Source organism: Opitutales bacterium, from assembly GCA_013215165.1.
GTDB lineage: Bacteria > Verrucomicrobiota > Verrucomicrobiia > Opitutales > JABSRG01 > JABSRG01.
Genome location: JABSRG010000053.1, coordinates 14,350 through 27,293 on the forward strand (window position 1 = coordinate 14,350; position 12,944 = coordinate 27,293).

At 49.3% G+C, this 12,944-nt stretch carries 12 protein-coding genes; 2 read left to right on the forward strand and 10 right to left on the reverse strand.

Annotation, left to right across the window (positions count from 1 at the left end; translation table 11 throughout):
* Positions 1-9 precede the first annotated feature (9 nt).
* The 5 genes from hisH to hisC all read right to left on the reverse strand — a co-directional run bounded on the left by hisH (position 10) and on the right by hisC (position 3,016).
* The gene (gene hisH, locus HRU10_11675; GenBank protein NRA27892.1) at positions 10-663 is read right to left on the reverse strand and encodes an imidazole glycerol phosphate synthase subunit HisH; all 654 of its coding nucleotides are present in this window, start codon (positions 661-663) and stop codon (positions 10-12) included.
* A 4-nt stretch (positions 664-667) separates the two neighbouring features.
* Positions 668-1,279, reverse strand: coding sequence for an imidazoleglycerol-phosphate dehydratase HisB (gene hisB, locus HRU10_11680; GenBank protein NRA27893.1), 612 nt, complete (start codon positions 1,277-1,279; stop codon positions 668-670).
* 83 nt (positions 1,280-1,362) lie between these two features.
* The gene (locus tag HRU10_11685) at positions 1,363-1,677 is read right to left on the reverse strand and encodes a type II toxin-antitoxin system RelE/ParE family toxin (protein ID NRA27894.1); all 315 of its coding nucleotides are present in this window, start codon (positions 1,675-1,677) and stop codon (positions 1,363-1,365) included.
* On the reverse strand, positions 1,674-1,907 hold the full coding sequence (locus HRU10_11690) for an addiction module protein (GenBank protein ID NRA27895.1): 234 nt from the start codon (positions 1,905-1,907) through the stop codon (positions 1,674-1,676). Before HRU10_11690 ends, HRU10_11685 begins: the two co-directional genes overlap by 4 nt.
* A gap of 35 nt (positions 1,908-1,942) precedes the next feature.
* Complete coding sequence (gene hisC, locus HRU10_11695) at positions 1,943-3,016, reverse strand: histidinol-phosphate transaminase (protein NRA27896.1); 1,074 nt, start codon at positions 3,014-3,016, stop codon at positions 1,943-1,945.
* Between the two features lie 57 nt (positions 3,017-3,073).
* On the opposite strand from hisC, the gene HRU10_11700 reads away from it, so the two are divergent.
* Positions 3,074-3,703 (forward strand): alpha/beta hydrolase, encoded by a 630-nt coding sequence (locus HRU10_11700; protein NRA27897.1) that lies wholly within the window; start codon positions 3,074-3,076, stop codon positions 3,701-3,703.
* Here the strand turns inward: HRU10_11700 and HRU10_11705 are convergent.
* The 5 genes from HRU10_11705 to HRU10_11725 all read right to left on the reverse strand — a co-directional run bounded on the left by HRU10_11705 (position 3,700) and on the right by HRU10_11725 (position 11,896).
* Positions 3,700-4,962 (reverse strand): DUF1552 domain-containing protein, encoded by a 1,263-nt coding sequence (locus tag HRU10_11705; GenBank protein NRA27898.1) that lies wholly within the window; start codon positions 4,960-4,962, stop codon positions 3,700-3,702. The two genes, HRU10_11700 and HRU10_11705, sit on opposite strands and share 4 nt — an antisense overlap.
* 23 nt (positions 4,963-4,985) lie before the next feature.
* Entirely contained in the window at positions 4,986-7,379 is a 2,394-nt protein-coding gene (locus tag HRU10_11710; protein NRA27899.1) for a DUF1592 domain-containing protein, read from the reverse strand.
* Between the two features lie 143 nt (positions 7,380-7,522).
* On the reverse strand, positions 7,523-9,916 hold the full coding sequence (locus tag HRU10_11715) for a DUF1592 domain-containing protein (GenBank protein NRA27900.1): 2,394 nt from the start codon (positions 9,914-9,916) through the stop codon (positions 7,523-7,525).
* A 156-nt stretch (positions 9,917-10,072) separates the two neighbouring features.
* The gene (locus HRU10_11720; protein NRA27901.1) at positions 10,073-10,816 is read right to left on the reverse strand and encodes a sugar phosphate isomerase/epimerase; all 744 of its coding nucleotides are present in this window, start codon (positions 10,814-10,816) and stop codon (positions 10,073-10,075) included.
* 21 nt (positions 10,817-10,837) lie between these two features.
* Positions 10,838-11,896, reverse strand: a complete 1,059-nt coding sequence (locus HRU10_11725; protein NRA27902.1) for a Gfo/Idh/MocA family oxidoreductase — start codon at positions 11,894-11,896, stop codon at positions 10,838-10,840.
* A 123-nt stretch (positions 11,897-12,019) separates the two neighbouring features.
* On the opposite strand from HRU10_11725, the gene HRU10_11730 reads away from it, so the two are divergent.
* Complete coding sequence (locus HRU10_11730; protein NRA27903.1) at positions 12,020-12,835, forward strand: helix-turn-helix transcriptional regulator; 816 nt, start codon at positions 12,020-12,022, stop codon at positions 12,833-12,835.
* The last annotated feature ends 109 nt before the right edge of the window (positions 12,836-12,944 follow it).

Here is a 12,944-nt window from a genome sequence, read left to right on the forward strand (position 1 = left end):
GCTCAGGGCCTAACCTATAACAACGGATTCGGTCACCAAGCGGGTGAAATTGCGATATATCTGCAAGCCTGTTGCTTGGCTGCGCTCAGGGTGAAACTGAGTGGCGAAAGCGTTACCACGGGAGATTGCACTGGTGAATGCGTAACCATAGTCGGTGGTTGCCCAGACTAGATCTTTATCCGGAGTGTCCACGTGGTAGCTGTGCACAAAGTAAAACTGGTCCTCACCCTGGCTGAGCTCAGCGTTCATAATTGCATGCTGCCGGGTGAATGATGCCTGGTTCCAGCCCATGTGTGGGACTTTGAGGTCGGTAGAGACGTCAAAGCGTACCACCTTCCCAGCAAATATGCCGAGCCCCTGTATATCGCCTTCTTCGGAAGACTCAAAGAGTGCCTGTAAGCCTAAGCAAACTCCTAGAAAAGGACGGTCATCAGCGATCCAATCACGCACAGTGTCGCCGAGTCCACTTTTAACCAAATAGCTTACGCAGTCACGTAGAGCACCCACACCCGGCAAGATGAGGCCGGCAGCATCGCCGAGCTGATCTGGTTGATCAATAATACGGATCTGCGCACCGACATATCTCAGGGCGTTGTGCACACTACGCAGATTGCCCATCCCGTAGTCGATTACAGCGATCGTGGGAGAGATAGAAGCGTCCATGGCTCTAAACGTTGAGTGAACCCTTGGTAGACATCACCCGGTCACCCAGGCGCAAATCTGGGGCCAAAGCAGCGGATAATGCTCGTGCAAACGCCTTGAAACAGCCCTCGGCTAAGTGGTGCGGCTCATAACCATATTGTGTGGCAATATGTAGGTTGGCTCCCGCCTCGTTGGCAAAGGCCTGGTAAAATTCCTTGAGCATGTGGATGTTGAAATCCCGCACCAACGGACCTGACTCACTGTGCTCCACGTTATAGACTAAATAGGGGCGGTTTCCTAGATCAACAGCGACCTGTGCGAGCGTCTCGTCCATTGGAAGTAGGAAAAAACCATAGCGTGTGATACCCTTGCGATCCCCGAGAATTGAACGCAACACCTGCCCGAGCAACAGGCCGGTGTCTTCGACAGTGTGGTGGTAGTCCACATCGATGTCGCCCATGGCCTTTACCGTGAGATCAAAGTGACCGTGGCGTGCAAATAAGGTCAGCATATGATCGAAAAACGGAATGCCCGTCTCGATCTCTGATTGGCCGGAGCCATCCAGATTCCAGGTGATTTCGATGTCTGTCTCGCCAGTCGTCCGGCGCAAGGTCTCTAAGCGTTCTTTTGTAGCCATGATTCGATAGCCTCTATGAGAGTCTCCATTTTGTGTTCTGTGCCTATGCTAATGCGAAGAAAAGCGCAAGTGTCGGGATTGCGTCAGATACCCGGAAATTCTCCATCAACTCGACGATTCCAATAAAATGGTCGACGTCTCTGGTGTGCAATTGCCAGTATGCGGATAAATTCCGGGTGATCTTCATACCATATTTCGAAAGGAAAACGCTGAAGCAAAAAGCGACGGAAGTTTTCGAAACGAATAGCCCAAAGTGTGGGATCTGCTGCGATGGTATCCATCGCTCTCTCGGTTTCTGTTATAAAATCCAGTCCTAGATTTTGCTGCTGCTCCTCGTAATATTTTGCAGCTGCGAAGAGCTCTTCTTCGGCGACAGAGACGACACGGATTTCTTTCACTCCGCTATGCGAGCTTTGAGATCTTGAATAGACTTCTTCGAACTACGCTCCGAGATTTCACCATCCGCTGCTAACTCTGAACGGCGCTTAATTTCTTTTCGCCATGCATCAGCAACTGCTTCATCAGACTGGCTATCAAGGCTTTGAATAAGGAGTTGAGCCAGCGTAGCCCGGTCACTTGAAGACAACTTCAAGGCCTTCTGGGTAATGTCTGAATATGCCTGAATCATAAATGAAGAACCGATTGATCAACTGAAAAGGTCAATTAAGAAAGCCATGATTCGATAGCCTCGATGAGACTCTCCATTTCGTCTTCTGTGCCTATGCTAATGCGAAGAAAAGCGCAAGTGTCGGGATGTTTCGGAAAATGTCTGACGAGGATTTTATTTGCTTTGAGGTGATCGAATAGAGACTTCGCGATCTCTGCTCCAAATCGATCACCAATCAGAGGACGCGTAAAAAGGAAGTTTCCGCTCGATTTGTAAGTGAACCAACCCCAGGCATCGAATTTTGTCCTGTAGTATTCACGGTTGCGGATGATTTTCTCGGTTATGGCTTTGAAGTATGTTTGATCTTCGAGAGCAGCTTGGGCCCCAGCTTGGGCCAGGCCATCGACATTGTAGGAGTCACGCACTTTATCTAAAACAGCTACTGTGCTGGGATCAGCCAGTGCAAAGCCGACACGTAGTCCGGCTAGGCTGTAACTCTTTGAGAAGGTCCTAGTTACCACACAATTGGGATACTCGTTCAGAAGTTCGACTGCACTCTCGTCGGCAAAGTCCGCATACGCTTCGTCGACGACAAAAATACCTGAGAAGCGATCGAGGATTTCCCTCAGGATTGTGTTGGGAATCGCTAGGCCTGTCGGTGCATTGGGTGACGTCATGAAGAAGAGATTCGCATCAGAGTTAGCTATAGCGTCGATGTCGACTTCCATGGAGTCACCAAATGGGATGTGGACGATCTGCTTGCCCGCGATTCCTGTAAGAACCGGATATAAGGAATAACTCGGCTGCATGGCTGCGACCGGATTATCTCCAGAAAATGCACGAACTAGGAGATTGAGCACGTCGTCCGATCCGTTGCCAACAAATACTTGATCAGCTCCAAGCTTAAAGTGTCTTGCGAGTGAGGTGCGGAGTGGGGCACTGGTTGGGCTAGGATATTTTCGTAGCAATCCGATAGCCTTTTGGATGGCTGCATCGACCTGAGGACTGGGCGGGTAGGGGTTTTCGTTTGTATTGAGTTTTACCCAGTTCTCTTCGGTGGGTTGCTCACCAGGAGCATAAGCCTGGAGAGGACGAAGATAAGGCATGGCGAGTTCGGAAGCATTAAACATGGCTATAAAGTTGTCATTTTACTTGCTGTCAGAAGAAAGAGAGAAAAGCTGCGTTCTATGTGGAAACGCTCGAATTTACCCGGAAACCCAGTGGGCACAATAGTTTGCGTGCATGGAATTTTCGACACGCGCTGGGTTTTCAAGCGAATGGCGGACCGTCTTGCGGATCTGGGCTACGATATTTTTGCTCCGACTATGAATGGCGCTGGGGGAGTGGCATCGATGCAAGAACTAGCCGAGCAGATAGACTCGCTGTTGAAAGCGGAAGCAATTGGTGTCGAGAGCAAACCGTTTTATATCATTGGATTCAGCATGGGCGGTATTGTTTCAAGAACGCTGCTTCAGTGTGTCAATCCAGCCCTGAAGCCGCGTGCACTGATTACCCTGGGTACGCCACACCACGGCAGTGCATTGTGCATGCTTTTTTGGGGGAAGGGAACGCGAGACATGCGTCCTGGAAGTAGGCATCTTAGAAAACTGAAGGAGTCTGAGGCCACGCTCGACGGGACTCCATGCTATTCATTTTGGACGCCTTTTGACCTCATGATCATTCCAGCGCGCAGCTCGAAATGGCCGCGCGCGGAAAATCATACCTTCAGGGTGCCATTACACCCATGGCTCTTGACAGATAAAACCGTATTTGCCGCGATCCAAAAAGTTTTGGAAACTGGCACCGATCTCACCTAAACGAGCTGATTTATGATCCCAGTCGACGTAGAAAAGCGCTCCTCTGGAACACCCATTTTCTGTAACGTGGTTAGATAGAGGTTACACAACGGGGTCTCATTTGCGGGTGTATAGCTGATATATTTTTGATGATTGTAGCCTCCACCAAAAACGACGACTGGAAGGTTTTGGCTAGAGTGGTTACTGCCATTTCCGAGATTACTGGTCAGGATGACAGTAGTGTGGTCGAGCAGTGTCTTGCCATCGGGTTCGACTACAGCATCTAGGCGATTGAGTAGGCGTTTGATTTCAGCCAGGATGCTCGACTCGATGATTTTGAGCTGTCGGATGTTTTCGGGATCCTTGCCGCGGTGGGATAGGCCGTGATAACCATTATTGACACCCTCTATTCCCACATTGCCCTGTGCCCCAATAATGGATGTCATGATGCGTGTTGAATCGGTAACTAGCGCAAGGTAGGCCATGTCCAATTGATTGCGTACTTTAAGCATGAAGCCACCGTCGTCACGCTGATCAGGATAGGCATCGGCATCCACCTTTGGACGAGGTCGATCGAGCCACTCGCCTTCTTTGCGGATACCATATTCAGTCTCCCGGATGGCGTGGAAATACTCACCTAATTTATCGCGATCAGTTTGCGTCAAAGAACCTTCGATGGTCTTGGAGTGTTCCCAGATCGCGTCGAGCACACTTTTTTTCATGTTTAGGCGTTTCTGGTGTGATGCTTGGTCCGCGACGGATTCCTCTTTAAATAGACGGTCGAATAACTTTTTCATATCCGTCTGAGCGGGCACATTCATACCATTGTTAAACCACGAGGCACTGTGGTCGCCTCTCGTGTTTAATGAAATAGATGAAAAACGAGTATGTTTACCCAAATGGCGCGCTGCTACTTGGTCGAAGGACTCTGCATTCGGGGCCAGTTTTGGATCTCCATAGCCGAGATTCGATTTACCGGTGAATACGCGACTCCCTGAAACGTGACCGTTACTCACGCCAGGATGATACATGCCCGAAAGAAGTGTCATCTTGGGATGGAAATCCTTGAATGGAGCTAGATATTCTGTGCTTAGAGGGTCTAGATTAGATCCATCCGGAAACAGGGCACCGGCATATATGCCAAGCGGCATTTGGATCGCCAAGAGGCAATCACGTGTCTTCTTGACCTCGGCTGAGAGATGGAGGCTCTCGAGGAAGGGGAGGGCCAGGGTCGCCCCGGTGGCAGACTTCAGAATACGGCGGCGTGAGATGTTATTCATAATGAGATTTGTTGGTTAAATTTCTATTGGTTGAGGAAGGTGTCTGAGGTGATAATTTGATGTAGCATGGTCCGAGCACCAGGGTTGTTTCCTCGGTAGCGGTCTATGGCTGCAAACAAATCATTTTCATCTGAGAAGCGGATCTTCCGTCCCGCAGCAAATGTCAGGAGTTTACGCGCAAAATTCTCTTCTATTTTGGCTATTTGTTGGGGCTTCAGGAGGAGGGCACGAAACTCATCAATGCCGTCGAAACTGCCGATTCCATCCATGGTGTCAGCGCTATCGATTGATGGACCCGAAATGAAGCTGGGGTCGCGCTTTCTCTTTTTCTCTGGATTGACAGCGCGGTAATTATCACGCCATCCGCCAAGGACGTCGTAATTTTCAAAAGCGAACCCCACGGGATCAATCTTTGCATGGCAACTAGCGCAAGAAGGGATTTCACGGTGTTTTTCTAATTGAGCCCTTACGGTTGTGGCCCCGCGGATGTCGGGTTCGATCAAAGGCACGTCAGGGGGTGCCGCAGGCGGATGGGTTCCCAGAATGTTTTCTAGGATATAAATTCCTCGAACTACTGGAGATGTAATGGTGCCGTTCGCTGTTACATTCAGGACACTCGCTTGGGTAATAATACCGCCACGCCTGCTGTCCTCCGGCAACGCCACCTCGCGCATGTGCTCACCCTCGATACCCTCAATATTATAAAGCTCTGCAAGCGCCTCGTTCAAAAAGGTGAAGTCGGAATCGACGATGTTCTCTAAGGGCAAATTCTCTTTGAGAAGCTTACGCACAAACAAACGGGTCTCTTCCTGCATAGCGACGCGCAGATCGCCGTTGTATTCTGGATACAAGCGTGCATCTGGTGTCATGACTCCGACGTGATCGATATTGAGCCACTCGTCTGCAAAACGATTATAAAAGGAGTCAGCCTTTGGATCTTCCAGCATCCGATTTGCTTGCGCGATCAAAGTTTCTAGATCTTTGAGCTTCCCGGCTGTGGCCAGGCGGAAAAGCTCATCATCAGGCATCGAACTCCAAAGGAAATAGGACAGCCGCGACGCGATGGCATAATGACTCATCTCACCCGCTGGCTCATTGAGAAATAGGAAGCCAGGCGACGCCAGGACGCCTTGCAAGGCCACTTTCATGCCTTCGTAAAAATCCATGTTTTGTGAACGGCCTAAATCATACAAATCATAAAAAGGCGTCATCTCGCTTTCTGTGACGGGCCGTCTGAACGCGCGTTGCGTAAACTGTTTCAGCAGTTGCTGTGCGGTCTGGCGGTCAACGTCTTCAACATCAGAGCTGAGGTTCGCAAAGATAGTTTTGTGTCGAGGTAGCGGCCACTCTTCTATGATCGGACCTTCAATAGCTACATTCTCAATGTATAGGTGGGGGTGCCATCCTCGCTCACGCCACTGTTTTATGTGGCCTGGGCCAAGCTCCCATCCATTGAAGAAAAGAGTATGTATTCGATCCCCTTTTTTCATGAAGTGCTCAGCTGTAAATTCCTCTGTGCCCTCGTATACTTTGAATATCTCATCTACGGGAAGACGCGGCTCAGAAGGGCGGTGACGGCGGATACTTAGTTCTACGGGCCAGCGTTTAGGACCGGGTCGATGCATGGGAGGAGGCACCGCATGAGCTCTTACTCGTATGCGGTAGAGCCCGTCTTCATGCGCTGTAAATTCTCTCGGCGAGATGTGTCCCCGATCGAACCAGTGCTCCATATAAACCATTCCTGGCTTATCTGGATTTATTTCAGCTTTTGGAAGGAGCTGTTGCGAACCCACCCAAGTCTTGCTGAATAACTCGGGCCGATCGCCGAGAGTCACAACATGCTCCAGCGTCGCTGCGGCTGCATCGATGTATGATCGAAGCATGCTCGGTGTGAGGGAAAGCTTAGAGCCATCTGTTGTGAACCCATCTCCCATCACCTCAGGCGCAAGGAAGAACGTAGGGTCAAATTCGCGCAGGTCTATTTTGAACAGATCGCGGAGGGTCAATTTATATTCTAAAGGAGTGAGCCGTCTGAGCACAGCTTCGGTAACACCCCCTGCGGCCAATTCAGTTTCAGCGCGGGCGAGTTCCGCCTGAATCCAAGCATCCACTGCATCGAGCTCATCAAATGTCGGCTGTTCGGCGTAGTCTAGTGGGGGCATGTCTCCCAAGCCCACCTGATCGGCAACATGCTGCCATTTCTCAGCCATGAGGTTGGTTGTGGCAGGTGTCAATTTGTCTACCCTGAACCCCGCTTTCTGAGCATCGGGTCCGTGGCACTCTATGCAATATTTGTTGAAGAAGGGTTTGATTGTATTTTCTAACCCTAGGATATCTGGTTCTTTAGCGGATGCGTTGGATGCAGCTGCAAAAATTATCGCTGAAAGCGTAAGTTTCAGTAGGGTTTTACGAATCATGGAGGTCTTTGAAATCGGAATTTACTGTTAGAAACCAAAATAAACACCGAGAGTTGCGCAAACTAAGCACTATTTTGACTCGGCATTTAGAGACTACCGTTTCACCCAAACGAGAAATGTATCGTAGGATCCAGATTTAGTCTCTATTGGTTCAGGAAGGTGTATGAAGTGATAATTTGGTGCAGCATCGTACGAGCACCTCGATTATCTGTCCGGTAACGATCGATGGCCGCAAACAAGTCACTTTCGTCAGAAAAGCGGATTTTACGACCAGCGGCAAAGGTGAGAAGTTTACGCGCGAAATTTTCTTCTATCTTGGCTATTTGTTCGGGCTCTAGGAGCAGGGCGCGAAAGTCTTCGATGCCCTCGAAACTGCCTATGCCAGCCATTGAATCTGCACTATCAATTTCAGGACCGGCGATGAAGCTGGGGTCACGTTTACGTTTTTTATCGGGATTAACGGCACGGTAGTTGTCACGCCATGCTCCGAGCACGTCGTAATTTTCAAAAGCAAAGCCGATCGGATCGATTTTTGCATGGCAGCTAGCACATGAAGGGATTTCTCTATGCTTGCTGAGCTGAGCACGGACTGTCGTGGCACCGCGGATATCTGGTTCAATAAGAGGCACGTCTGGAGGTGCTGCCGGCGGATGAGTCCCAAGAATGTATTCGAGTATATAGATGCCCCGTACCACTGGGGAGGTAATCGTGCCATTTGCTGTGACGTTCAACACACTAGCTTGGGTGATGATACCTCCGCGTCGGCCATTATCTGGCAATGCAACTTCGCGCATATGTTCTCCCTCTACACCCTCAATGCCATAGAGTTCTGCAAGCATTTCGTTCAAAAACGTAAAATTTGAATCGATGATGTTTTCTAATGGTAAGTTGTCTTTGAAAAGTTTGCGCACAAACAAACGCGTCTCTTCCTGCATGGCTGCGCGTAAATCACCGTTGTATTCTGGATAGAGGCGCGCATCTGGGGTCATAACTCCCACATGATCGACATTGAGCCATTCGTCGGTGAAACGGTCGAAGAATGCATCCGCTTTCGGGTCTTCCAGCATCCGATTTGCTTGAGCAATCAACGTCTCGGGGTCTTTGAGTTTTTCCTCTGCAGCCAGGCGAAAAAGCTCATCATCTGGCATAGAGCTCCAGAGGAAATAGGATAGACGCGATGCCACAGCATATTGACTCAGTTCCCCTGCAGGCTCATTGAGAAAGAGGAAGCCGGGTGATGCCAAGACACCCTGCAAAGCCAGCTTCATTCCTTCGTAAAAGTCTAATCCCTGGGCGCGGCTTGAATCGTAAAGATTATAGAACGGCTCGAGCTCGCTCTCCACGACTGGACGTCTAAAAGCACGTTGAGTAAATTGCTTGAGGAGTCTGTGAGCTTCAGATCGATCAACGTCTTCGACATGAGAAGAAAGATCTCCAAAAACGGTTTGGTGTCTGGGTAGCGGCCATTCATCTATGAGCGGGCCTTCGATAGAGACATTTTCAATATACAGGTGAGGATGCCAGCCGCGTTCACGCCACTTAATCAATCCCCCTTTGCCAAGCTCCCAACCATTGTGGAACAGCGTGTGCACATGATCGCCTGGCTGCATGTAGTGCTCAGTAACAAATTCTTCTGTCTCCTCATATACTTCAAAAATATGATTTTCGGGGAGACGCGGTTGGGATGGGCGATGTCTACGAATATTCAACTCAACAGGCCAGCGACGAGGTCCTTTGCGATGCATAGGGGGCGGCACCGCATGGGCTTTCACAGTTATTCTGTAGAGTCCGTCGGCATGCGCTGTGAATTTGCGTGGGGAGATATGCCCTCGATCAAAGAAGTGCTCCATATATACCATTTCAGGTTTATCGGGATTCACCTCAGCCTTTGGAAGCAGCTGTTTCGAGCCAATCCAAGATTCACTGAATAATTCAGGCTGCTCGCCTGGAGTCACAACATGATCCAACGTCGCTGCCGCAGCATCAATATATGACCGAAGCATGCTCGGAGTGAGAGAGAGCTTAGAGCCATCCGTCGTAAACCCATCTCCGATTACCTCGGGCGCAAGGAAGAATGTGGGGTCAAATTCGCGCAGCTCAATTTTGAATAGATCACGAAGAGTGAGTTTATACTCGAGAGGAGTGAGTCGCCTGAGCACGGCCTCAGTAACACCCCCTGCGGCCAACTCTGTCTCAGCACGAGCCAGTTCTGTCTGAATCCACGCATCCACTGCATCGAGTTCATCAAATGTCGGCTGCTTAGGATAGTCTAGCGGCGGCATATCCCCCAAGCCGACTTGATCAGCAACGTGCTGCCACTTTTCCGCCATCAAGTTGGTTGTAGCCGGTGTCAGCTTGTCTACCCGGAATCCTGCTTTCTGGGTGTCCGGTCCATGACATTCTACGCAGTATTTATTAAAGAAGGGTTTGATCGTGCTTTCCAACCCCATGACGTATGGCTCCAAGGCTGCCAGGTGAAATGTAGCTGTAAAGATGCTCGCCTGTAATGCGCGCGTCAGTGAGTTTCTCAGGATCATGCGGGTATCTGAAATTGATATTTATCAGAGGTAACTCGATCAAATGCAGAGAGTTGCGTGACCTTTCCATTATTTTGGTTTTGGGAAAAAGAATTAACTATTCACCCAATGAAATGATTCAGCATAGGTCTAAATCTACGCCGAAAAACATTAGGATTAAATAGCGGAGCGCATCGAATCCACACAGCGTTTCAGCGCGGGCACCGGATTTTCGACATCTGCTTCGTATTCTATCACTGCCATGCCATCGAAATTTACTGCTTCAAGAGCATTTACAAATGCTGGAAGGTCCAGTGTTCCGGTGCCGACGATAACATCTTCCCACTGCCCGTTTGGCCCGAAAGTAAAGTCCTTATAATGCACTCCGTAAACAGAATCGCCAAACATCTCGACCCATTTCACTGGATTCCCTTTGGCTGGACCGATCTGCATGCACCAGGCGGTGTCTATATTCAGACCGACTTCAGGAGCCCCCAAGTCGATTAGGTGTTTTAAAACATCTGGAGAGCCACCAAACATATACCCACCATGACAGTGGATACCGACGTTGATTCCATACTGACGGGACCATTTCCTGAGGCGACCGATGGCACGGGTATAGGTTCCGATTCCAAGGTGTGCAGAAACATGTTTGCATCCCGCCGCAGCGGCACACGCGAACCAGGCTTCTTCACGATCATCGCCCTGATACATCTGCACGCCGGTTGAGATGATTTTAACTCCCTCATTCTCATAGATCTTGATGATCTCTTCGAATCCATCGGGATCATTGAAATCTGCGTGTACTGCGCAAATTTCGATCTTGTCCAAGCCGATTTCACGCACTTTCTGCGCGACGGTTTGGTTTTCTTTAAAATTTCTAAAACAATACGATTGTACGCCAAAGTCTGATGCCTTCATGAGGGTTTGGTCTAAATGGGGTTAGCTGATTTCGACCGCATTGCCTGTCTTTGAAGATTCGGCGATGCCGTCTAAGATTTTCTGGATAGTGAGCGCCTGCTCGATGGTGCAACACAGATCCTCGGTCCCGTTAATAGCATTAATAAAATTGTGGAAGCGACTCGCATGAGGGTATTTTAGGTCGGCTGCGACGTTCTCAACGACATCGTAGTCTGTGCGCAGTGGATCTTTCCGGAAAAGCTTACCACCCTTTGTGCTTGAACCGGCTTCCGTTCCATAAAGATGAACGCCGTTATCGTTACCTGCCTCCATATGACATGCCCACGAGGCCCCAAATTCTACGGTGGCGCCATCTTCAAACTTGATCAGTGCAGTGGCGAAATCATCCACGTCGAAGACAATGTCTTTATTGTAGTCTGATTTCCCCCAATTGCCTTCTCCGAGTCCACGGTTACCAAACCTGGTGTATGTCGTTCCAAAAACAGAGACAGGTTTATAGTTATTGAGAAGGTAGAGACATAGATCAAGTGCGTGAACACCGATATCATAGAGTGCACCGCCTCCGGCCATAGCTTTATTGCCAAACCATGTGCCCAGCTTGGGTATGCCGCTCCGTCTATACCAGAATGCTTTAGCGTGGTAAATCTCACCCAAGACCCCTTCCTCCACCAGAAACTTTACCTTCTGGTGATCTTCAGTAAAACGCTGGTTCATTCCCACTGTGAAGACCTTGCCACTCTTTTCTACCGCAGTAGCCACTTGTTTGCCCTCCTCAAGGCTCATCGCAAACGGCTTTTCCAACAAAACGTGCTTTCCAGCCTCCAAGGCTTGAATAGCCAGAGGAGCATGGAATTTATTGGGGACCGCGATATAGACCGCGTCTACGTTTGGATCAGCAAACAAGTCCGCTGCCTCAGTATAGCGATTCGAGATATCAAACTCATCAGCAAGTTCGTTAGCTCTCTCTAGCGAGAGATCTTGAACAGCTGAAAGCTTACCCTGGGAATGTGCTGAGATATCCTTTGCGCTGGATTTAGCAATTTGGCCGGAGCCGATGAATCCGAATCTTACTTCTTGCATGGGGTTTTTGATTTGGGTTTATGAATTATAGGTAATCATTCAGACGTTTGTCCCTCATAAGCGCATGAACAAGTCACTTGTATATCGGATTTCTATGAATTTGATCCAAATCCTAGGACGGCCATGAAGAAATCGGAATCTAACAATAAAGGCACAATTTCAGACCCAAGAGGGATTCATGGAGCCAGTTTTTTTCGCAGTTCTAAGTATAGCAGTGGTCTCGGGAATCATATAAAAGATGGTATAGAGCGGGTAGAGGTAGTGCTGAGTGGTCGCGGTTGGGTGCCGGGGGTTGGAGGGCACTTACGAGAGGTAACAACTGGAGACCTTATCTGGCACCACCCAGGGGACATGACCATCAAGAGAACTGATCCGGGTGATCCCTATGCTTGTTTGAATATTGTTTTTGATTCACCGACAATAGCGCTTGGTGGACCGAGAAGAGTCCGCCGGTTTTCACGCTGGGAGGATCTCGATAGTTTAAACAACTTCGCAGATCAGCTGATAATCCTCTTGGATGATGAAAATTTTGATCGCGTGGTATTGACGAAACACGCGTTCAGTCGACTGCTTTTAGAAGTCAATATATCGGCGGGAAGAGAGGAACGAGGCGCCTTACCCATTCCGCTGCAGCACTGCTTACGGATCTTTCAGTCGCGGTTCAATGAACAGCTTAAATTAGAGCAAGTGGCTCGCGCCGTAGGCTGGAGTTTGCCGCACTTACATTCAGAATTCAAAGTTCACTTAGACAGTACACCACACCAAGAAATAATTCGGCGGCGCGTCCATGCTGCCCGCCGCATGTTGATCGCGTCGAATGAGCCAGTTAAGTATGTTGCAGTTGAGTGCGGTTTTGGATCTGTTTCAGCGTTTTGTTATACATTCCGTAAACATGCAGGAATGACACCTTTAGATTTTCGTAACCGATTCCAGAATTGAGTCGAGACTCTCGTTTGCTGTAGCGTCTCGGAGGGTGCAATTGAGGGGACGGGGAGTTCTTTGCACTGGATATACAACGATCACCGTAAAAGAGAGGAGCTATTACTCG